At 67.1% G+C, this 19,538-nt stretch carries 18 protein-coding genes and 1 pseudogene; 8 read left to right on the top strand and 11 right to left on the bottom strand.

Annotated features, from left to right (window positions below; all coding sequences use genetic code 11):
• Window positions 1-6: 6 nt before the first annotated feature.
• Window positions 7-1,785, bottom strand: a complete 1,779-nt coding sequence (locus JWQ81_RS17900; protein WP_297542915.1) for a CocE/NonD family hydrolase — start codon at window positions 1,783-1,785, stop codon at window positions 7-9.
• Window positions 1,786-2,182: 397 nt separating this feature from the next.
• Between JWQ81_RS17900 and JWQ81_RS17895 the strand changes: the two genes are divergently transcribed.
• A complete protein-coding gene (locus tag JWQ81_RS17895) occupies window positions 2,183-2,818 on the top strand; it encodes a TetR/AcrR family transcriptional regulator (protein ID WP_297542913.1) in 636 nt (211 codons plus the stop codon).
• 107 nt (window positions 2,819-2,925) lie between these two features.
• On the opposite strand, the gene JWQ81_RS17890 is transcribed toward JWQ81_RS17895, so the two are convergent.
• Window positions 2,926-3,498: a TetR/AcrR family transcriptional regulator gene (locus tag JWQ81_RS17890; protein WP_297542911.1), complete on the bottom strand. Its 573-nt coding sequence runs from the start codon at window positions 3,496-3,498 to the stop codon at window positions 2,926-2,928.
• A gap of 109 nt (window positions 3,499-3,607) precedes the next feature.
• Here JWQ81_RS17890 and JWQ81_RS17885 point away from each other — a divergent pair, with 109 nt between their 5' ends.
• Both JWQ81_RS17885 and JWQ81_RS17880 read left to right on the top strand, forming a co-directional pair.
• Complete coding sequence (locus tag JWQ81_RS17885) at window positions 3,608-4,456, top strand: alpha/beta hydrolase (RefSeq protein WP_297542909.1); 849 nt, start codon at window positions 3,608-3,610, stop codon at window positions 4,454-4,456.
• 287 nt (window positions 4,457-4,743) lie between these two features.
• Entirely contained in the window at window positions 4,744-5,199 is a 456-nt protein-coding gene (locus JWQ81_RS17880; RefSeq protein WP_297542907.1) for an SDR family oxidoreductase, read from the top strand.
• Between the two features lie 81 nt (window positions 5,200-5,280).
• Here the strand turns inward: JWQ81_RS17880 and JWQ81_RS17875 are convergent, their stop codons facing one another.
• From JWQ81_RS17875 to JWQ81_RS17865, 4 genes are all read right to left on the bottom strand, one after another.
• Complete coding sequence (locus JWQ81_RS17875) at window positions 5,281-6,510, bottom strand: P1 family peptidase (RefSeq protein WP_297542905.1); 1,230 nt, start codon at window positions 6,508-6,510, stop codon at window positions 5,281-5,283.
• A gap of 64 nt (window positions 6,511-6,574) precedes the next feature.
• Window positions 6,575-6,769, bottom strand: coding sequence for a transposase domain-containing protein (locus JWQ81_RS44985; RefSeq protein ID WP_366942309.1), 195 nt, complete (start codon window positions 6,767-6,769; stop codon window positions 6,575-6,577).
• A 92-nt stretch (window positions 6,770-6,861) separates the two neighbouring features.
• Window positions 6,862-7,137, bottom strand: a complete 276-nt coding sequence (locus JWQ81_RS17870) for a hypothetical protein (RefSeq protein ID WP_297542903.1) — start codon at window positions 7,135-7,137, stop codon at window positions 6,862-6,864.
• Window positions 7,138-7,720: 583 nt separating this feature from the next.
• Window positions 7,721-9,505, bottom strand: coding sequence for an NAD(P)/FAD-dependent oxidoreductase (locus JWQ81_RS17865; RefSeq protein ID WP_297542901.1), 1,785 nt, complete (start codon window positions 9,503-9,505; stop codon window positions 7,721-7,723).
• Between the two features lie 276 nt (window positions 9,506-9,781).
• Between JWQ81_RS17865 and JWQ81_RS17860 the strand changes: the two genes are divergently transcribed.
• Window positions 9,782-10,432: a TetR/AcrR family transcriptional regulator gene (locus JWQ81_RS17860; RefSeq protein ID WP_297542899.1), complete on the top strand. Its 651-nt coding sequence runs from the start codon at window positions 9,782-9,784 to the stop codon at window positions 10,430-10,432.
• 144 nt (window positions 10,433-10,576) lie between these two features.
• On the opposite strand, the gene JWQ81_RS17855 is transcribed toward JWQ81_RS17860, so the two are convergent.
• The 4 genes from JWQ81_RS17855 to JWQ81_RS17840 form a co-directional block, all read right to left on the bottom strand.
• Window positions 10,577-11,329 (bottom strand): SDR family oxidoreductase, encoded by a 753-nt coding sequence (locus JWQ81_RS17855; RefSeq protein ID WP_297542897.1) that lies wholly within the window; start codon window positions 11,327-11,329, stop codon window positions 10,577-10,579.
• 171 nt (window positions 11,330-11,500) lie between these two features.
• Window positions 11,501-12,634: a thiolase family protein gene (locus tag JWQ81_RS17850; protein ID WP_297542895.1), complete on the bottom strand. Its 1,134-nt coding sequence runs from the start codon at window positions 12,632-12,634 to the stop codon at window positions 11,501-11,503.
• Between the two features lie 146 nt (window positions 12,635-12,780).
• A complete protein-coding gene (locus tag JWQ81_RS17845; RefSeq protein ID WP_297542893.1) occupies window positions 12,781-14,109 on the bottom strand; it encodes an IS4 family transposase in 1,329 nt (442 codons plus the stop codon).
• Between the two features lie 173 nt (window positions 14,110-14,282).
• On the bottom strand, window positions 14,283-14,888 hold the full coding sequence (locus JWQ81_RS17840) for a TetR/AcrR family transcriptional regulator (RefSeq protein ID WP_297542890.1): 606 nt from the start codon (window positions 14,886-14,888) through the stop codon (window positions 14,283-14,285).
• An 81-nt stretch (window positions 14,889-14,969) separates the two neighbouring features.
• On the opposite strand from JWQ81_RS17840, the gene JWQ81_RS17835 reads away from it, so the two are divergent.
• On the top strand, window positions 14,970-15,914 hold the full coding sequence (locus JWQ81_RS17835; protein ID WP_297542888.1) for an alpha/beta hydrolase: 945 nt from the start codon (window positions 14,970-14,972) through the stop codon (window positions 15,912-15,914).
• Between the two features lies 1 nt (window position 15,915).
• Here JWQ81_RS17835 and JWQ81_RS17830 read toward each other — a convergent pair whose 3' ends face one another.
• Window positions 15,916-16,812: a LysR substrate-binding domain-containing protein gene (locus tag JWQ81_RS17830; RefSeq protein WP_297542886.1), complete on the bottom strand. Its 897-nt coding sequence runs from the start codon at window positions 16,810-16,812 to the stop codon at window positions 15,916-15,918.
• Between the two features lie 83 nt (window positions 16,813-16,895).
• On the opposite strand from JWQ81_RS17830, the gene JWQ81_RS17825 reads away from it, so the two are divergent.
• The 3 genes and pseudogenes from JWQ81_RS17825 to JWQ81_RS17815 all read left to right on the top strand — a co-directional run.
• Complete coding sequence (locus JWQ81_RS17825) at window positions 16,896-18,056, top strand: acyl-CoA dehydrogenase family protein (RefSeq protein ID WP_297542884.1); 1,161 nt, start codon at window positions 16,896-16,898, stop codon at window positions 18,054-18,056.
• A gap of 40 nt (window positions 18,057-18,096) precedes the next feature.
• A complete protein-coding gene (locus tag JWQ81_RS17820; protein WP_297542882.1) occupies window positions 18,097-19,311 on the top strand; it encodes an acetyl-CoA C-acetyltransferase in 1,215 nt (404 codons plus the stop codon).
• A gap of 102 nt (window positions 19,312-19,413) precedes the next feature.
• Window positions 19,414-19,538 (top strand): annotated as a pseudogene (locus tag JWQ81_RS17815) (acyl-CoA dehydrogenase); the annotation flags it as partial.

Here is a 19,538-nt window from a genome sequence, read left to right as displayed (position 1 = left end):
TGCGGGTCAGGCGCGGTCGGGGAACGGGCCCCGGCGTACGCCCTCCTGACTTTGCGGAATGATCGGGAGGAGCAGGTAGGAAGGCTCCTCGCCGCCGGAGACCAGGGTCGTCACGCCGCCGAAGACCTTCGTCGGGCGGTCGTCGGTGTCGTTGTGCAGAAAGACGGCGTGCCCCTTCATCTCCACGCCGAACGACGTGGGCCACGGGCCGTCGCCGGGGAACTCGAAGTCGCGGCCCTGGATCGTCACCGCGAGGCGGTAGCCGGCCGGGACGACGACCGAGGTCGGCCAGATCTCGACATCCAGCAGAACGGCTTCTCCCGGGACCAGCGGATCGAGGTGGTCATGCGGGTGCCAGGGCCGGTAGGGCAGGGTCCGCTCGGCGTCGACCGCTCGGTGCGAGGCACGCAGCCAGCCGTGGGCGACCACGCCGGCCGGGTCGAGCGCGCTCACGAAACGGATGTCGCGGCCCTGCGGGTCGAGCACGCGCAGGGTGAGGAAGAGGTCGGCGTCGGTGGTGCTGGAGGCTGCCACGAGCCGTGCAGCCGCCGGGCCGGTGATCTCGGTCGGCGCGGTGAAGGGCTCGGTGGTGAAGGTCAGCCCCTCCCCTAAAGCCTTGAAGCCGGCCGTGTTCCGGTCGGCGGGGGCCTCAGTGGACAGCGAACCGTCACCGGTGTGCAGGTAGAACTTCGTCCATTCGGTGCGTGCCAGCGGCCATTCTTGCTCGCCACGAAGTTCGAAACCGCCGTCGACGTGGCGGATGTTGAGCTCGACGGGCGACTGCCGGTCCCAGCCGGTGTCCTCACCCTTCAGGAAGTGGCCGAAGAACCGCTTCTGCAGATCCATGCCGTGCGCGGTGTAGAACTCCGTGACGTGGCCAAGGCCGTGCACCTCGAGCCACTTGTGTTCCGAGGACGCCTGCGCCCAGCCCTCGAAGCCGCCGCGGCTGTGCAGGCCGTGCGCCCAGTTGGCGGCCGACAGCAGCGGGACGGTGATCTTCGGCAGGTCCGCCGAACGCTCGGCGTAAAACTCGTCGTTGAGCGGGTGGGCCAGGAGGTCAGCGATGGCGTCCCGACGGTTGGCGGCCAGTTTCTCGTCGCTCAAGGTCTCGGGGCCGGCGATCGTCTCGCCGGTGTTCGGGCTGCGCGGGCCGCGATCGCCGACGCCGTGCTGTGCGACGCGCACCTGGCCGGGGTACCACTTGGACACGAACTCGTTGAGCAGACCCGCGTGGTGGGTGAACTCGCGGTAGTAGTCGGTCGCACCCTCCCATGGGATGATCGCGGCGAGGTGCGGCGGGCGCTGGGCCGCGACGAGCCACTGGCTGACCGCGTAGTAAGAGACTCCGAGCAGGCCGACCTTGCCGTTGCTCCATGACTCCGTACCAGCCCACTCGACACAGGCCGCGTAGTCACGGGTCTCGCGCGGCGAGAAGATGTCCATGAACCCGGGTGAGCGACCCGCGCCGCGCGAATCGACCCGGACCACCACATAGCCGTCTGGCACCCAGCGCTCGGGGTCGACGGTCTCCCAGTTCTGGTACGCGTTCGTGGAGCCTTCCAGGACCTCCGGGTACTCCTCGACAAGCGGCTCCCAGAACATCGAGAAGCTTTCCTGGAACGCGATGCCCTTGGCGTAGGGACCGTGGTTCATGATCACCGGGTACTGCCCCTCGGCGACCGGCCGGAAGACGTCGGCACGCAGCACCACGCCGTCCTCCATGGTGATCGGTACGTCCCACTCGACGTGCATACCGTCCCGGATTTCGGTCTTGTGCTGGGCCATGCCGGCCACCTTCGTTCCTGCGTTCAGGGCCCGGTCGACGGGCCACCCGTGTTTGAAGTGGTCCCCTGATGATGCACACTCAAAAATGGAATTTCAACTACAAAACTGAGGCCATCGACACAGGCGAGTACCGATGAACAGGCGCCCAAGAGACTGATTCACCGCGCCGAACTGCAGTTACAGACCTCATGCGCACGCCGGACGCGTCGGCGAACCGATTCTCCGGGAGCCACCCGGAAGAAGGTGTGCCTCACGACCCGACATTCACGGGCGACCACGGAAACGGTGAAACTCAGGGAAGTCCACAGTGCACCAAGACATCAGAGAGCAACAACCTTGAGAGCCAAGCCACAGACATCTTTGTAGTTTTCATTCCACAATGTGCTACCTTGGCTCCATGGCACCAGTACCCGTCGGGACAGCGGCAAGCGGTCAACGCCTCACCCGCAAGGGTCAGGAAACGCACCGGCGCATCGTCTCCGAGGCGGCCGCGCTGATGTACGAACACGGCGTCGGACGCACGAGTATCGAGGACGTGCAGGCCGCCGCCGGGGTGAGCGCCTCGCAGATCTACCACTACTTCGGCGACAAGGAAGGCCTTGTCCACGCGGTCATCAACCACCAGCGCGACAGCGTGCTCGGAGTACAGAAACCGCTGCTCGCCAACCTCGACAGCATCGAGGCGTTGGAGGCATGGCGCGACGTCATCGTGAGCATCCACCGGGATGGGCGCAACCAACAGGGCTGCCCGATGGGCAGCCTGAGCAGCGAGCTGTCCAGGTCCGCCCCGGAGGCGCGGACCGACCTACTGGCCGGCTTCAACCGATGGGAGGAAGACCTACGGTCTGGCCTGCTCGCGATGCGGGAACGCGGCAAACTTCCCGACCGGGTCGACCCGGAACGCTTCGCCCTCGCCCTGCTCGCCGCCGTTCAGGGCGGCTTGGTGCTCACCCAGGCCCGCCGTGACACCGTCGCCCTTGAAGCGTCCCTCGACACCCTGATCGACTGCCTGCGCGACCACACCGACCACTGACCATTGGCATACCGGACGCGGGCGCTTTTCCACTTTTGCGCCCTGCTTGCGCACAATCGCCTGGCCACAACTCGGGCTAAGGCCACCAACTGCCCGGCTCGGAGTGGTCAGCGCCGATCGAGGCTGCGGCGCACCTCGCGCAGAATCCGGTCGGACACCTCGTCGCCGGCCGCGGCCCGGGCCAGCACCATCGCTCCGACCAAGGTCGAGAGTTCCACCAGCGCCTCCCCCTCCTCGCCCGCTCCGACCTTGCCGATCGCAGACACCATCTGATGCAGGCCGGCTGTGAAGGCGGTGCGGATGTCGCTGTCGTCAGGTAGCCGCGCGACCTCGGTCGCCAAGCCGGCGTTCGGGCAGCCGTCACCCGCGCTGTCGCGATGCTCCACGCTCAGGTAGTCGTCGAGGAAAATCCGGCGCGCCGACTCGATATCGTCCCGGTTGTCGACGACAACCTGTTCGATCTGCGTGACCTGGGAGGCGAAGGCTGCCGTAACCGCGATAGCCGCCAGGGCGTCCTTCGACTCGAAATGACGGTAGAAGCCACCGTGTGTCAGTCCGGCTGCGGCCATCAATTCGGGCACGCTGACTGCGACTATGCCCCGTTCTCGGAACAGATGCGACGCTGCCTCGACAACCTCGTCACGATGCTGTGCTGCATCCGCTTGCGATGCTCGTCCCACGACGACTCCTCTCGAACTACCGCCACTATAGATGAAGCCCGACATCTATCGGTTGCCATCCGGGGCCGCCATGGATAGAGTATGGACATAATCTATCAAGGAGTTCACGATGACCACGAGCCAGCTCACCGCGCCCAACCTGTCCATCAACGCGGCCGATGGCATCCGCTATGCCTACCGCCGCTTCGGCAACGCCACCACGGACGGCGTGCCACTGCTCTTCCTTCAGCACTTCCGCGGCAACCTCGACAACTGGGACCCCAGCCTGGTCGACGCGATCGCCGAACAGCGGGAAGTAATCCTCGTTGACTATGCGGGCGTAGGCGGATCGAACGGTCGTCCGCGTACCGATGTCACCGCGAGCGCGCAGGACATCCTCGCGTTCACCGACGCCCTGGACTTGCGGCGCATCGATCTGCTCGGCTTCTCACTGGGCGGGTTCGTTGCCCAAGAAGTCACACTGATCCGGCCCCAGCTCGCGCGGCGGCTCATCTTGGCAGGCACCGGTCCCCAAGGCGGCGAGGACATGCACGGATTCACACCACAGGTCCTCGCCGCGGCCATGGCCGACGAGCCCAGCGGCGACGACCTGGTGTCACTCTTCTTCCCGCCCACCGAGACCAGCACCGCGAAGGGCTGGGAATTCATTCAGCGGATCTTCACTCGCCAGGAGGGCCGCGACGAACCGACAGACCTTCGCGCTCGCGACGCCCAGCTCGACGCCATCACCCAGTGGGGCGCGCCAGATCCCACGTGTTTGAGCCGTCTGGCCGCCATCAAGCAACCTGCGCTGGTAGCCAACGGCGACAACGACATCATGGTGCCGACCAAGAACACGGAGCTACTGGGCAAGCATCTGCCCAACGCTACGGTGAAGATCTACCCGGACTCCGGACACGGTTTCCTGTTCCAGTATCCGGCCGAGTTCGCCGCCGAGGTCACCACATTCCTTCAATGAACTGCGACTCGTGCGCACGGCACGCAAGCCCAGAGCTCACTCCAATACTCTGAGGACAACGAGGAACAACATACGAGGACTGAACGGTAAACGGATTCTGGTCGCCGGGAGCGCCAGCGGTGTCGGCGCGGCGACAGCCATCCGGCTGAGCGAGGAAGGAGCACGCCTGGTCCTGGGCGAACCTGCCGGGAGCCGAAACGATCGCTCGGCAGGTTAACGACGCCGGCGGCGAAGCAACCGCTGTCGCCTTCGACCTGGCCGACGCGAACTCGTGCCCCCAGAGCGCGATGTCCATGTCCAAGAGCGCCACGTCGCGGACGCTCTTCAGGCGAACCTCATCGGTACGCGCTGATCAGCAAGCACGCGCTCCCCACCTGATCGAACGCGGCGGCGGCGCCATCGTCAATACCTCCTCCGGAGCCTCGTGGGTCGGGGAGCCGGTTCCGGCCCGCCTACGCCGCGTCGAAGGCCGGTATCAACGCGCTCACCCGGCAATCGCGTCCGCCTACGGAAAAGACGGCATCCGGGCGAACGTTGTCAGCCCCGGCGCAGTACTCAGCGAGACCGCCATCAGGAACACGAGCGAAGAATTCCAGGCCCGGATGCTCACCGCCTGCACCCTCGAGCGGCTCGGCAAGCCCGAAGACCTCGCCAACACGATCTGCTTCCTCCTCAGCGACGACGCCGACTGGGTCAGCGGTCAAGTGTGGAGCGTCAACGGCGGAGCCGGGTTCCGGGACTGACGATCACCTCGCCGAGTAGTTTGAGTCGACATCGCCGACCTTCACTGGGCTCGGCGACCGTCACCTTCAGAACGCGAGCGGTCACGGAAGCGGTGGGACACCGGCAGCAAGGGCGTTCGCCGCGCGGTTCACCGACGCCTGGGTCACGTCCGGTGCCGTGCCCTGCCGAGCAGGCGAGACCGGCGCGAGATGGGCGCAGGCCGACGGGTAAGTGTCGCAGTAACCCTTGATCCCTCCAGCGGTCACTGCTCCCAGGAGCGCGTGGCCGATAGCCCGGGACAAGGTGACTTCGGCCGCCGCGAAGATGCCAGTGAGCTGCGCGGTTTCGTCGGGATTATTGACTCGCAGTGCGTCTCTGGAACCGGTGGACATCGCGAAGACCGTGTCACCGTCATAGAGCGTGTGAATCGGGTCGATGGCACGCGCCATTCCGTCATGCGAGTTCTCGGCCATCCTGGCCGCCGCCGCTTTCTCCAGCGGAGCGTTCGTCGCAACGACCGCGATCGTCGTGTTCAGCGCGGCCTGGGGACTTGCCGCACTGGTGTGCTTGCAGTCCGCCGCTGCCGGAGTGGTCAGTCCGCGGAACTCGCCGGCGAGTTCGAACCGCTGTGCGTACAGCGAGCAGTCCCGGGGATCGACCGCCGAGCCTGCGGAGTTGACCACAACGATCGCCCCGACGACGATGCCGTTGCCGAGGTCGACGCTGGCTGTCCCGACTCCACTCTTCAGGCCGCCGGAGACCGCGCCCGCGCCGCCTCCCACGCTTCCTTCCCGCACCGGCCCGGTCTTGGCGGCCTCGGCCGCGAGATAACCCCATGCGGGCTTGGTCGTCGCCTCGAAGTTCCCACCTCGGCCGAGGTCATAGATGTCCGCGGCCGGGACGATGGGTGCCACGCCCGGGCCGGTGGTGATCCCTTCGCCGCGGTCCTCGAGCCAGCGGATCACTCCGTCGGTCGCGCCGAGGCCGTACATGCTGCTTCCACCGAGCATCACCGCGTTCACCCCGGGGTTCGCGTTCTCCGGGTTCAGCAGGTCGGTCTCTTTGGTGGCCGGTGCGCCGCCGCGCTGGTCGACCCCGGTTACCGCCAGCTTGGTGGCGTGGACGACGGTGGTGCCCGTCAGGTAGGGAGCGTGGATCGACTGGACCTGACCGACGTCGATACCGGGCACGTCCGTAATGGCATTGAACGCGCCGGGCAGACCCACGACCGCGGACGTCGTGGTCGCGGCAGGGACGGCGTCCGCGACAGCCCACAGCGACAAGCTCGAGAGCATGGCCCCCGACACAAGAACGGCGAGAGGTGCCTTCATGGATGTCTCCTGGAATGTGAAGTATGGCGCTTAAGCGGGCGAGGACAGGCCGAAGGTCGTGTTCTCACCAAGTCTTCCCTTCGCCTGAAGTGTGACTTGAGCCGAAATACCCATCGGCAGGCCCGGCCCGCTCGCTCATACCCGGGCGGTCCCAATACACCATCAACCGAGACGGAAGATTTCGATCACGCTGCTCCATCACCCCCGTCCCCACAACCGCCGCGTCCACCAACTCCGGCGGAAACATCTGCGTCACCACACCGATAGCCACACGATCGGCCACCCGATCCCGAGCCGCCCTCGTCTCACGCGTCGCCCATGCCACAACACAAGATCATGCACACCGCCACATTAACGAAGCGGTGTTGGCGGTGACCCCTGCGGCACCACCGCGCGCGTCTTGCCGTCCTGGTGCACTTCGGCGATCCCGCCGCTAGCGAAGCTGGACACGAACATCCGGTTCTCGCCGTCGAAGGCCGCGTTGTCCAGCCCCACGGTGCCGGTGACGACCACCGACCGGGCACCGCCGCCGAAGAGGTCGATGCGGGTCACGATCCCCGCCACACCGCGGGACATGACCGTCAGCATGCCCGCCTTGTCGAACCGGACCGCGACCGGCTCGTGCATGTCCTCGGCGACACTTCGGACCCACCGCCACCGAGCTGATTCCGGCAGATCCGACCGGTGAGCATGTGCGGGTAGTAGAGACAGCCGTCTGGCCGAGTTGCATCGCGTTGGCCATGGCCAGCCCGCCGGTCAGCACCCTCTGCTCACGGCCGTCGGTGAACAGCTCCAGCAGACGGTCGTCCGGCCGCATCTCGCTGACGAACAGCCGGTCACCCACACAGGTGATCCCGTTGGGTACGGCGACCTCGTCGGACACCAGCGTGTACTCGCCGGCCAGGTCGCGTCGCCACCCCCGGCCGGGCACCAGGTCGGTGATGTACATGGCACGAGGTCGTCGGGCGACGGCACCGGCCCGCCGATGGGCACGATGGTCTCGATGTCTCCCGACACCAGGTCCACAGCGCTGAGCCGACCGGCAGGAACTCCGCCACGTACAGCCGGCCGTCCGGACCGAACGCGACGCCGTTGGAGCTCCACAGTCTGTTCAGCGGGACGAGCCGTTCGATGTCCCATCTGGTGTTCACCGGGTGGGACGCTCCCGAGTCGTCGACGCGGCTCGGGAGCGTCCTGCCGGTCAACGCGCCTACACCATGGACTCGGCGAAGCCGTCATCCGATCGCCACCGCCGCAACAGCTGATGGAAGGCGATCGGCCCGCCGTCGAACCCCTCGCTCTCTTCCCGCGGGGTGCCTTCGCTGTTGTAGTAGCCCGGCGTGCACTCGAGCAGAAAGCGGTAGCGGTCCGGCGATTTCCTCCGAATCCTGTCCATCCATGCCTGCTCGGCCGCGGCGGTCGGTTCGACCCAGCGGGCACCGCGCTTGCGGGCCTCGGCGACGACCTCGGCGAGATGCGTCGCATGCTCGTCGAGGCCGTGCACGTAGTTGATCGCGCCGGCGTTCTGGAGAAGTCCGAGGTGGAACAGATTCGGGAAACCGTGACTGGTGGAGCCGTGCAGTGTCCGCAGGCCGGTGTCCCAGTGCTCCAGGAGGGAGAGTCCGTCGCGGCCGTACACCGGGAGCCGGCCGCTCAGCACATCCGACTTGCCGAGCTCGAACCCGGTCGCGAAGACGATGCAGTCGACTTCGTACTCCTGCCCGCCGACCACGACCGCCGTCGCGGTGACCTGCTCAACCCCGCCTTGATCAGCGGTGTCGATCACTTCCACGTTGGGACGATTGAACGTCTGCAGATAGCTGTCGCTGAACGCCGGCCGTTTGCACATGTAGCGATACCAGGGCTTCAGGATCTCGGCCGTGACTGGATCCTCGATCTCACCAGCCACCCGGGCACGCAATTCGTTCATCTTCTGGAAGTCGGCGAGTTCGGCGACTCTCCCTTGTTCTTCCGCCGAGAGATCGGCGTGTGTGCTTGTCGCTATGAGGCTCTGGAGCAGACGCGCGCTGCTGGTCCAACCGTCCGCCACCAAGTCTTCCTCGACCTGGCCACCAGTGACCGCGGTAAGGAAGTTGTCCCGTCGCCGCTGCTGCCAACCCGGGGTCAGCGACCCGGCCCAGCTCGGGTCGGTACGGCGATTGCCCCGCACGTCGACCGTGGACGGCGTGCGCTGGAAGACGTAGAGCTGCTTTGCGTCACGCCCGAGGTGCGGCACGACCTGGATGGCCGAGGCACCCGTACCGATGATGGCGACCCGCTTGTCGGCCAGCCCTGTGAGGCCACCGTCGGCGTCGCCGCCGGTGTAGCAGTAATCCCACCTGCTCGTGTGAAACGTGTGTCCCCGGAAGGTCTCGATACCCGGAATACCGGGGAGCTTCGGCTGGTCCAGCGTTCCGTTCGAGATGACCACGTACTGCGCACGCATCCGGTCACCGCGGTCGGTGCGGACGATCCATTCCACTTCGTCTTCGTCCCAGCGGAGCTCCTCGACCGCGGTGTTGAAGCACGCGTCCTGGTAGAGGTCGAAAGTCCGGCCGATCGCCTGGGCGTGCCGGAGAATCTCCGCACCGGGCGAGTACTTCCACTCCGGCAGGTAGCCGACCTCTTCCAGCAGCGGCAAGTACACATACGACTCGACGTCGCAATGGATGCCGGGATAGCGATTCCAGTACCATGTCCCGCCGAAATCACCGGCTTTCTCGATCATCCGGATACTCCCGACGCCGGCTTGCCGCAGTCGCGCGGCGGCCAGCAGACCGCCGAAACCGCCGCCGATGACCACCGCCTCGACCTTGTCATGCAACGGTGGCCTGGTGCGCCCGGAATCCGCGTAGGGATCGGTGGCGTAGTAGCCGAAATCGCCCTCGGCTGGCTGGTACTGTGCACTGCCGTCGGGGCGGAGACGGCGATCGCGCTCGGCGCGGTACTTCACGCGCAGGGCGTCGGGATCGAAACCCAGGTCGGTCGGCGTCACCGGCGCCAGCGGGGGACGTGTAGGCCTGTCTCGGCCAGTGATCTTCATCTCTCCAGACAACAGACCGTCGAACCAGAAGTCAAGCAGGTGATTTAAACACGGGTGGACTGCGTCTTACCGAGCCGTGACCCCCAGCACGTTCGCGACCAGCGCCGGAGCTGCGCACCGAGATGCGCCTGATACAGCTCGCGGGTTCTAATTCACCAGGACATTCCGACCACGGCACGGGCGCACGTGGTCCCGCACGTAAAATCCCCGGCAACAGAGGTGGTGGTCATGAATCGGAGAGACGTCCGGGTGGACAGAGCGAACGTCACCCGAGACGCCATACTCTGCACAGCCGAACGGCTGTTCGCCGAGCACGGGGTCCAAGCAGTGTCCAACCGGCAGATCAGCGAGACCGCGGGACAGGGCAACAACGCCGCGGTGAACTACCACTTCGGCACGAAGGCCGACCTGGTCCGCGCCATCACCCACAAGCACCTCGCCCACCTCGAGCGGTTGCGTGCCGAGATGGTCGAGGAGATCACGGGTACCGGCAACCTGCGGCAGTGGGTGGCCTGCCTGGTGCAGCCGACCACCGCATACCTCCAGGAGCTCGGCGCACCGACCTGGTTCGCCCGCTTCAACGCACAGATCATGACCGATCCCGCACTGCGCGGGATCTTCGAGGAGGAGTCGCGCACGTCATCCACACTCGCCCAGACCGTCGACGGGTTCCGCCGCTGTATGCCCGACCTCCCGGCCGAAGTTCGCGCCGAACGTATCGACATGGCCCGCCACTTGATGGTCCACATGGCCGCGGAACGCGAACAGGCCATCGCCGAGGACCTCCCCACCCCGAGGGACAACTGGCAGGACGCCGCGAACGGCCTGATCGACGGAATCACCGGGCTTTGGCTGGCTCCGGTGACACCGGCCCGCTGACTCGCCGCCCTCTTCCGCTCAGTTCGCTGTGTCCTTCCAACGGGCAACTGACAACAACGTTGCACTCCGCGCCCTGGATTCGCAGTGCCTGGTGGATTTCCCTGGCCTGAGCCGACGGGGCAGACGGTCAGATCCGGCTGCCGCTCAGGCAGCGGGGAACACGGAGGGCGCGGTGGTGACCCAGCCGCCGTCGACAGCCAGTGTCTGGCCCGTAATGTAGGCACTTGCCGGGGAGCTCAGGAAGAGCACCGTGGCGGCGACGTCGTCCGGCTCGCCGATCCGGCCCAGCGGTACCTTCTCCAGATATTTGCTCTGCGCCTTCTCGTCCGCGGCAATCCAGGCGCCGAGCTCGGTGCGAGTGATTCCCGGGCTCACCACGTTGAACCGGACCGACGCGGACCCCCACTCAGCGGCCAGCGAGCGGGTTGCCGCGTCCAAGCCACCCTTGACCGCGCTGTACAGGCTGACATCCGGCATCCCCTGCTGGCCGAGTCCAGAGGACATGTTCACCACGCTGCCACCACCCGTCTCTGCCATCTTCGCGGCAACGAGCCCACCGAGCAGGACAGGCGCCCGCAGGTTGAGTGCCCACAACGCATCCGCCTGGTCCACGCTGAGAGTGTTCGCAGGACCGACGGCGTCCCCGCCACCGGCGTTGCTCACCAGCACGTCGAACTGGCCTACGGCCGCCTCGGCCTGCTCGACGATCGACTGGGGGGCCTCCGGATGCGCAACATCGGCGACCACGACGACCGGATCGTTCGGCAATCGGCGGGCGACTGCTTCCAAGGTTTCCCGCACACGTCCGACCAAGACAACTCGAGCGCCCGCACCGGCGAGCGCGATTGACACCGCGGCTCCGATCCCCCTGCTCGCCCCGGTGACGATCGCGTTCATCCCAGATAGGTCAATCCGGTGATGGGGCGTGGTGAGCGACACAGATACTCCCGACTTCGTGGTTGAGCGATGAGAAAGTGCACTATCTTGCACACCACTTATTTCACCCGCGCGCCCGGCTATCGGCAATGCCGGACTAAGTATCGATTGATTTCCTGCGGGTATCAATGGTCAAAGGAGTTCGAGAATGGTGGCGTTGGCCTGCCCGCCGGCCTCGCACATGGTCTGCAAGCCGTAGCGGATCCGCCGGCTCCGCATGTGGTGGACGAGCCTGGTCATCAGAATCGCGCCGGACCCGCCGAGCGGGTGACCCACCGCGATCGCACCGCCGAGCGGGTTGAGCACGTCACCGGTCGTTCCCGTTTCGGCCTGCCACGCCAGCGGCACGGAAGCGAATGCCTCGTTCACCTCGAAGGCGCCGATGTCATCGATGCTCAACCCGGATCGCTTAAGCACCTTCGCCGTCGCGCCGATCGGCGCCGTGAGCATGATGACCGGGTCGTCGGCCGCGATCGCGGCCGAATGAATCCGCGCCATCGGCGTCATGCCGTGAGCCAGGGCGGTCTCCGAAGTCGTGATGAGCAGCGCGCCGGCACCGTCCGAGATCTGGGAAGCGTTGCCCGCGGTAATCACACCGTCTTCCCGGAATGCGGTCTTCAGCCCGGCCAGCGTCTCCACGGTCGTACCGCGGCGAAGGCCCTCGTCGACGGCCAGCATGCCTGGAAGCGGGGCGAGCTGCCCGGCCAGCGCGCCCGAGTCGATCGCGGCCGCTGCGCGCTCGTGTGAGCGCGCCGAATACTCGTCAAGCTGCGTGCGCGACAAGCGCCACTTGGCTGCCACCATCTCGGCGCCGACCCCCTGGTCGAACCGCTCAACCCCGAACCGCTCGAGCACACCGTCCGGGTAGGGCTTGGCGCCCTGGACGTTCGAGCCCATCGGCACCCGGCTCATCGACTCGGCTCCGCCCGCGATCGCGAAGTCGTAGTGGCCCGCGATCACGCCCGCGGCGGCGAAGCTCACCGCCTGCTGGCTCGAACCGCACTTGCGATCGACGGTCGTGCCGGGCACCGACACAGGCCACCCCGCGGCCAGCACGCCGACCCGACCGAGATTGGCCGACTGTTCGCCCACCTGTGAAACGCAGCCCCAGATCACGTCGTCGACATCGCCCGGCGCCAGCCCGGTCCGCTCGACGAGTGCGGTGAGGACATGTGCGGTGAGCTCAGCGGGGTGAACGCCGGCCAGCGCCCCGTTGCGTCTGCCGATCGGTGTCCGGACCGCATCGACGATGACCGCGTCGCGCATGAGCGTCTCCTTCGCTGGGTCACTTTATTTAATACAGATTAGATATCGTGGGCAAGTCGACATCCACTGGGAGTGCGCGATCCCACACCCCAGGCTGCGACAGGCTCTAGCCCCAAGGCCGTTCAGTTAGCCCGGTTGGTGGGGTGTCAAGTACCGGCGGTGGTGAGGATGTTGATGCTGATCATGGCCGTGCGGCTGGGTCCGCGATGACGTCGTTTCGTCGCGGAGGCGACGAACTTGGAGATGGCCCGTTTGACCACACGCGGGTTGGTCCGGGTCCGGCGAGTGGGCATGAGGTGATCGAGGACACTGCTGCCGATCTTCCCGACAAGATCGATAACGGTGTCGGCGATGACGCCCGCGGCCAGGACAAGCTGCTCACGGGCGGCGTTGAGAGCAACGGTGAAGCTCCCGCGGTCCGGATCGAGATCACGGTGAGCGAGACCGGCGTCCACAATCGCGATCCGCAGCGCCTGGTAGGCGATCAACAGGGAATACATCTCCTGCTCGATCCCTTGCGGGGTGCGAGCGCGCAGCACGCGTCCGCCCAGGATCGTGGACTTCATCTCCAGGAACGCGGTCTCGATCTCCCAGCGTTCGTGGTAAAGCTCGACGATGCGGGCCGCCGGGATGCCTGGGTCGAGGATCGTGGTGATCAGCCGATAGGCCTCGCTTCGTGACCCGGCACTGGTGGTGATCGTGATCTGCGCGGTGATGACCCGCACCCGCACCGGCCCGATCATGGACAGATACGAGCCGTCCCGTAGCCGTCCCACGACCGGGAGCTTGCGGTTGCTTTTGACCCTGATCAGCATGTCCGCGCCGGTGTCGGCCACCGCGGTGATCCAGGCCGCGACGGCGAAGTTGCGGTCGACGAGCACGATCATCCCCGCACGCAACACCGCGAGCAGGTCGTGGGCGTAGCGGGTCTCCCCGACCCGGTCGGTGCCGAACGTGGCGTCGATGATGGTGCGGGTGCCACAGGCCACCAGTGCCAGCATCCGCAGCATCGGATAGCCGGTCCCGCCGTGGTTCCCGCCGCCACGGCGGAACACGGCCAGGTTCGCGATGCTCTCGGGGCAGCACATCGACGTGCCGTCGACCGCGGTCACCAACCGGCCGTGCCAGTACACCCCGGCCGTGGCCACCCCTGCCGCCGGGCCACGCACCAGGTCGAACAACGCCCGCAACGGTGCGACACCGATCCGGCGCCGCGCCCCAGCCAGTGCGCTCGCGCAGGGAAACCCGATCCGCAGCCCGTCCAGGCCGCTGATCATCCGTGACCACACCTGCCCATAGCCCAGATCAGCGAACAACGCCGCAGCCAGGAGCAGGTAGACCACCACCCGGGAGGGCAGCAACCGGACCCGGGACTCGACAGTGCCGGTGTCGGCCAGGACCGCATCGACCATTTCGAACGGCACGATCCGGGTCAACTCACCGACATGACCTGGCGCGAACCGTCGACCAGCCACCCTAACGACGCGCGTGATGACAGAATCCGTACTCAGCGAAGCTCCCGGGGCAGTGAGGATGTCTTTGGCGGACGCCCTCTCCTACCTCGGAGCTTCGCTACCTCACGTCACGACACGCCGAAACGCGACGATCTTGACAACCACCGCCACCAGCTAACTGAACGGCTTTGGCTCTAGCCCCGGCCGCGCAGAGCATGCGAGAGCGCGCTGATGCTGATGTCGACGATCGCGCGGAGCTGCTTCTGACTCGCCCGGGCCCTGCTCATCACGGCCAGCGACTGGTTGACCGCCACGATGTGAGTGGCGTAGTTCTCGGCGTCGCCCTCGGCCAACGCCGCGGTGTTCAAGGCGGTCCGCAGCCGTGCGCGCTGAAGCCCCACGGCTTCGATCGCCCGCGCGGCGATAGCGGGGCTGAGTACCGGTGCCGCCATCGCGGTCTGAGCGACCAGACATCCGTCCGGCACCTCGGGGTCGGCGATACGTTGGAGGGTGACCTCGAAAAACGCCCGTATCGCCCGCAACGGTTCCCCAGACGCACCGACGGAAAGCGCCTGCTCGTACCTGCCCCCGTACCGGACGGCGTAGCGATCCAGGCAGCGCAGGTAGAGCGAGTCTTTGTCGCGAAACGAGGAGTAGAGGGAACTCCGGTTCAATCCGGTCGCCCTGGAGAGGTCGTCGAGCGAGGTGTTGGCGTACCCGGCCCGCCAGAACCGGACCATCGCCGCGTCGAGCGCGACGTCCACGTCGAACTGCTTCTTCCCGGCCATCGGCGTATACACCCCGTTCTCCAGCCGGCCCTTCGTGTCCTCGAGCCTAGCGCATCGTGAACCGTTCAGTTCATGATGCGCTAGGCTCGAGATATGACCGACACCGCCATCGCCCCGAACCGCTCGCCCGACCAGAACCACGTCCCCGGGCTGCCGCTGCGCGACCTCGTGGGCTTCACCCACCGCTGGGTCGACGCGGAAGGAATCCAGCTTCACGCCGTAGAAGGCGGTCCGTCGAGCGGCACCACCGTCGTCCTGCTCGCCGGATTCCCGCAGACCTGGTGGGCTTGGCACCAGGTGATGCCGCGGCTTGCCGAGCGCTTCCACGTGATCGCGATCGACCTGCCGGGACAGGGCCACTCCGACCGTCCTCAAGGGAGCTACGACAGTCATACCGTCGCTTCGCGCGTCCAGGCGGCGCTGACCGCGCTCAACGTGCCGAAGTACTGGCTCGTCGCCCACGACATCGGAGCCTGCGTCGCCTTCTCGCTCGCCCTGAGCTACCAAGACCGCCTGCACGGCGTCGCCCTGCTCGACGCCGGCATTCCCGGAATCACCCTCCCGGACACCATCCCCACCGATCCCGAACGGGCCTGGAAGACCTGGCACCTGGCATTCCACATGGTGCCCGAACTGCCCGAGACGCTGATCACCGGCCGCGAGCGTGACTACGTCGGCTGGTTCTTGAGGGCCAAGACCCTGTCCCCGAACACGTTCGACAGCGCCGACATCGACCACTACGCCGCCTCCATCGCCGCCGAGGGAGGGCTCCGAGCATTTCTCGCCTACTTCCGCGACGGCGAGGAATCAGCGCGTAAAAACCGAGAGACGCTCGAACGAGGGCACTTGACCGTCCCGGTCCTGGGAATCTCCAGCTCCCACGGCTCGATCCCCGACATGGCCGCCTCCCTCAGCCCCTGGGCGGAGAACGTGACCGGCGTCGTCATCGCGAAAGCCGGGCACTTCATTCCCGACGAGCAGCCCGACGCGACAGTGGACGCGGTGACCGCGTTCATCGACCACGCGCGCGTCGGGTAGCTCAGGCCACGGTCGGCAGCACGAGCTCGGAAACCACAAGGACTTTGGCGAGCGCGGGATCGGAGTCGTCCCGACGCCACAGGAGATAGCCGGAGATCGGCGTGGTCTCCTCCGCGAAGGGAACCACTTGCACGCTGTCGAGGGCCATGTGTTCCACCGCCGAGTCCGTGGTGACGTGCAGCCCCACTCCCGCGGCCACCAGCGCGACACAGGTCCACGAGTCCGGTGCCGTCTGCACTAGGTTCGGCGCGAACCCGGCCGCGTGGCACCCGGCGACGAACATCGCCCGCACCGCGGAGCCGGCGGCCTCCGGCAGCGCGATGAACGACTCACCCCGAAGGTCGGCGAAGGAGACCGCGGCCGCGCCGGCAAGTGGGTGGGCCGAGGGAACCGCCAGCACTCCACGTTCGCGGGCCACGAGCCTGCTCGCGACGCCCACTGGCGCGTGCTCGAACCGCGCGATGGCCAGGTCGGTGCTTTTTTCCAGCAGTTCGCGCACCACGACCGGGCCGTACCGACCGGGCCGGAAGACCAAATTGATGCGGCCGAACCGCTCGCGCACCGTCCGAGCCAGTAGGCCGACCATGGACTGCGAGGACGGGCCCGCGAAGCTGAACCGCACGCGCCCGCTGTCCCCCCGGTACGCCGCCTCGACCTCGGCTCGGGCCTGTTCGCTCAAGGCGAGAATCTCGGCCGCGGGGTTCATCAACGCGCGTCCGGCGGGGGTCAGCTCCACTCTCCGTGTCGTGCGGTCGAACAGCGGCGCCCCGAGATCGGCTTCGAGCGCCCGGATCGTCCGGCTCAGGTAGGGCTGAGCCAGGCGGAGGCGCTCGGCGGCACGGCCGAAGTGCAACTCCTGCGCGACCGCCCGGAACACCTCGAGCTGGATGAAGTCCATCCAGCGATTATATCGCTGAGAGAAACAATACAGCAGCTATTGGTATTGGACTTGCATCAGATTTTGCTCGACGATCAGTGGTCATGAGCGACACAGTCAGCGCCGACGAATTCGCGGACATCCTCGCCCTGGTTCGGCGCTTCATCCGCGACGACGTCATCCCGCGCGAGAACGAGATCATGGATGCCGACCGGATGCCCGACGACCTGCGGGCCGTGGCGGCGGACATGGGCCTGTTCGGCTACGCGATCCCCGGGCAGTGGGGCGGCCTCGGGCTGAACCTCCGTCAGGACGTCGAGCTGGCCATGGAGTTCGGCTACACCACCCTTGCCCTGCGTTCGATGTTCGGCACCAACAACGGCATCGCGGGGCAGATACTCGTCAACTTCGGCACCGACGTCCAGAAAAAGCAGTGGCTGGAGCGGATCGCTTCGGGTGAAGTCGTCGCCTCCTTCGCCCTCACCGAGCCCGGCGCCGGCTCGAACCCGGCCGGCCTGCGCACCCGGGCTCGCCGCGACGGCGACAGCTGGGTGATCGACGGCCAGAAGCGCTTCATCACCAACGCCCCGCTCGCCGACCTGTTCCTCGTCTTCGCCCGGACCCGTGACGCGGACTCCGACGGTCCCGGAATCGCGGTGTTCCTCGTACCTGCGGATACCCGAGGGGTCGCCGTCGGCCCCAAGGACGCGAAAATGGGCCAGGAGGGCGCCTGGACCGCCGACGTCACGTTCGACTCCGTGCACGTTGCGGGGTCCGCGCTCGTGGGCGCCTCCGAAGAGGTCGGTTACCGGGCGGCCATGACCTCCCTGGCACGCGGCCGGGTGCACATCGCGGCGCTCGCCGTCGGCAGTGCACAGCGGGCGCTGGACGAGTCCGTCGCCTACGCGGCCACCAACACCCAAGGCGACGTCCCGATCGGCACCCATCAGCTGGTCCAGGCGATGCTCGCCGACCAGTTCACCGGCGTCAGCGCGGGCCGCGCCCTTGTCCGGGAGGCCGCGGCGGCCTACGACAGCGGCACCGACCGGCGGATCATGCCTTCGGCGGCCAAGCTCTTCTGCACTGAGATGGCCGGCCGCGTCGCGGACCTCGCGGTGCAGGTGCACGGCGGCACCGGCTACATGCGGGGCGTCCCGGTGGAGCGGATCTACCGGGAGGTCCGCCTGCTCAGGCTGTACGAGGGCACCAGCGAGATCCAGCGGCTTATCATCGGCGGCACGCTCGTGCGACGCCAAGTGTCGTGACCCTCACCGCACCGACTCCTTCTCCCGAAAGGCAAACGCCATGCGCGAGGTCGTGATCTGCGAACCGGTCCGCACCCCCATCGGCCGGTACGGCGGCGCCCTCAAAAGCCTCAGCGCCGCCGAGCTCGGCGAGAACGTCCTGCGCGGCCTGCTTGAGCGCACCGGGCTCGACCCCGCCGGGATCGACGACGTCGTCCTCGGGCACTGCTACCCGACCAGTGAGGCCCCGGCGATCGGCCGCGTCGTGGCGTTGAACGCCGGCCTGCCCGTGACGGTGCCTGGTATGCAGGTCGACCGCCGCTGTGGCTCCGGTCTGCAATCAGTGCTGCAGGCCGGCATGCAGGTCGCCACCGGCGTGAGCGAGGTCGTCGTCGCGGGCGGTGTGGAGAGCATGAGCAACGCCCCGTTCTTCTCCACCGAAGTGCGCTGGGGTGCCAGGGGCGCCGGCATGACCCTCCACGACGGGCTCGCGCGCGGGCGGGTGACCGCGGGTGGCCGGGACTACCCGGTGCCCGGTGGCATGCTCGAGACCGCTGAGAACCTCCGCCGCGACTACGGGATTTCCCGCGACGAGCAAGACCGGCTGGCCGTCAGCTCCCACCGGCGCGCCATCGCGGCACAGCGATCCGGGGTGTTCGCCGAGGAGATCATCCCGGTCACCGTGGCAAGCCGCAACGGGACTCTGGTCGTAGACACCGACGAGCACCCACGTTCGGACACCACGCCAGAGACACTCGCCGGCCTGCGGCCGATCCTGGGCAAGCAGGACGCGGAGGCCACCGTGACCGCGGGCAACGCCAGCGGCCAGAACGACGCCGCCGCCCTGTGTGTGGTGACCCACCCGGACCGCGCCGCCGCACTCGGCCTGAGGCCGCTGGTCCGCCTGGTGTCCTGGGGCGTGGCAGGCGTGCAGCCGAAGGTCATGGGAATCGGGCCCGTGCCGGCGACCCAGGCCGCATTGGACCGTGCCGGGCTCAAGCTGTCGGAGATGGACCTGATCGAGCTCAACGAGGCATTCGCTGCCCAGGTGCTGGCTTGCACGCGGGAGTGGGACTTCGCGGAGTCCGACTTCGACCGGCTGAACGTGCACGGCTCCGGGATCTCACTGGGCCACCCGGTCGGCGCGACCGGCACCCGCATCCTGACCACCCTCGCACGCGAACTCGACCGGCGGCAAGCCCGGTACGGTCTCGAAACCATGTGCATCGGCGGCGGCCAGGGACTCGCGGCGATCTTCGAGCGAGTCACCCCATAACGCCGCTGGATGAGCGACACGGCGCGCTCGGCATGATCTCTATCCCCTAGCCCGTGGCTACCAATCGCACAAGAACTGAGTTTCGTCCCCCTGGAGAATCTGATGGCCCGCCTCGCCCAGACCGCCGGCTTGACCGACGTCCAGTCCGAGATCCTGTCCACGGTCCGGTCGTTCGTGGACAAGGAAGTCATCCCGCACGCCCAGGAGCTGGAGCACTCCGACACCTA

Origin of the sequence: Amycolatopsis sp., assembly GCF_025464955.1 — a bacterium.
Taxonomy (GTDB): Bacteria; Actinomycetota; Actinomycetes; order Mycobacteriales; family Pseudonocardiaceae; genus Amycolatopsis.
The sequence above is the reverse complement of the archived record's forward strand: the minus strand, read 5'-3'. Positions and strand labels throughout refer to the sequence as shown.

Bases quoted from the DNA above. Each gene is read 5' to 3' on its own strand.
- JWQ81_RS17900 (WP_297542915.1), bottom strand. From the start codon at position 1,785: ATGGCCCAGCACAAGACCGAAATCCGGGACGGTATGCACGTCGAGTGG.
- JWQ81_RS17895 (WP_297542913.1), top strand. From the start codon at position 2,183: ATGGCACCAGTACCCGTCGGGACAGCGGCAAGCGGTCAACGCCTCACC.
- JWQ81_RS17885 (WP_297542909.1), top strand. From the start codon at position 3,608: ATGACCACGAGCCAGCTCACCGCGCCCAACCTGTCCATCAACGCGGCC.
- JWQ81_RS17880 (WP_297542907.1), top strand. From the start codon at position 4,744: ATGTCCATGTCCAAGAGCGCCACGTCGCGGACGCTCTTCAGGCGAACC.
- JWQ81_RS17875 (WP_297542905.1), bottom strand. From the start codon at position 6,510: ATGAAGGCACCTCTCGCCGTTCTTGTGTCGGGGGCCATGCTCTCGAGC.
- JWQ81_RS17870 (WP_297542903.1), bottom strand. From the start codon at position 7,137: ATGCACGAGCCGGTCGCGGTCCGGTTCGACAAGGCGGGCATGCTGACG.
- JWQ81_RS17860 (WP_297542899.1), top strand. From the start codon at position 9,782: ATGAATCGGAGAGACGTCCGGGTGGACAGAGCGAACGTCACCCGAGAC.
- JWQ81_RS17855 (WP_297542897.1), bottom strand. From the start codon at position 11,329: ATGAACGCGATCGTCACCGGGGCGAGCAGGGGGATCGGAGCCGCGGTG.
- JWQ81_RS17850 (WP_297542895.1), bottom strand. From the start codon at position 12,634: ATGCGCGACGCGGTCATCGTCGATGCGGTCCGGACACCGATCGGCAGA.
- JWQ81_RS17835 (WP_297542888.1), top strand. From the start codon at position 14,970: ATGACCGACACCGCCATCGCCCCGAACCGCTCGCCCGACCAGAACCAC.
- JWQ81_RS17830 (WP_297542886.1), bottom strand. From the start codon at position 16,812: ATGGACTTCATCCAGCTCGAGGTGTTCCGGGCGGTCGCGCAGGAGTTG.
- JWQ81_RS17825 (WP_297542884.1), top strand. From the start codon at position 16,896: ATGAGCGACACAGTCAGCGCCGACGAATTCGCGGACATCCTCGCCCTG.
- JWQ81_RS17820 (WP_297542882.1), top strand. From the start codon at position 18,097: ATGCGCGAGGTCGTGATCTGCGAACCGGTCCGCACCCCCATCGGCCGG.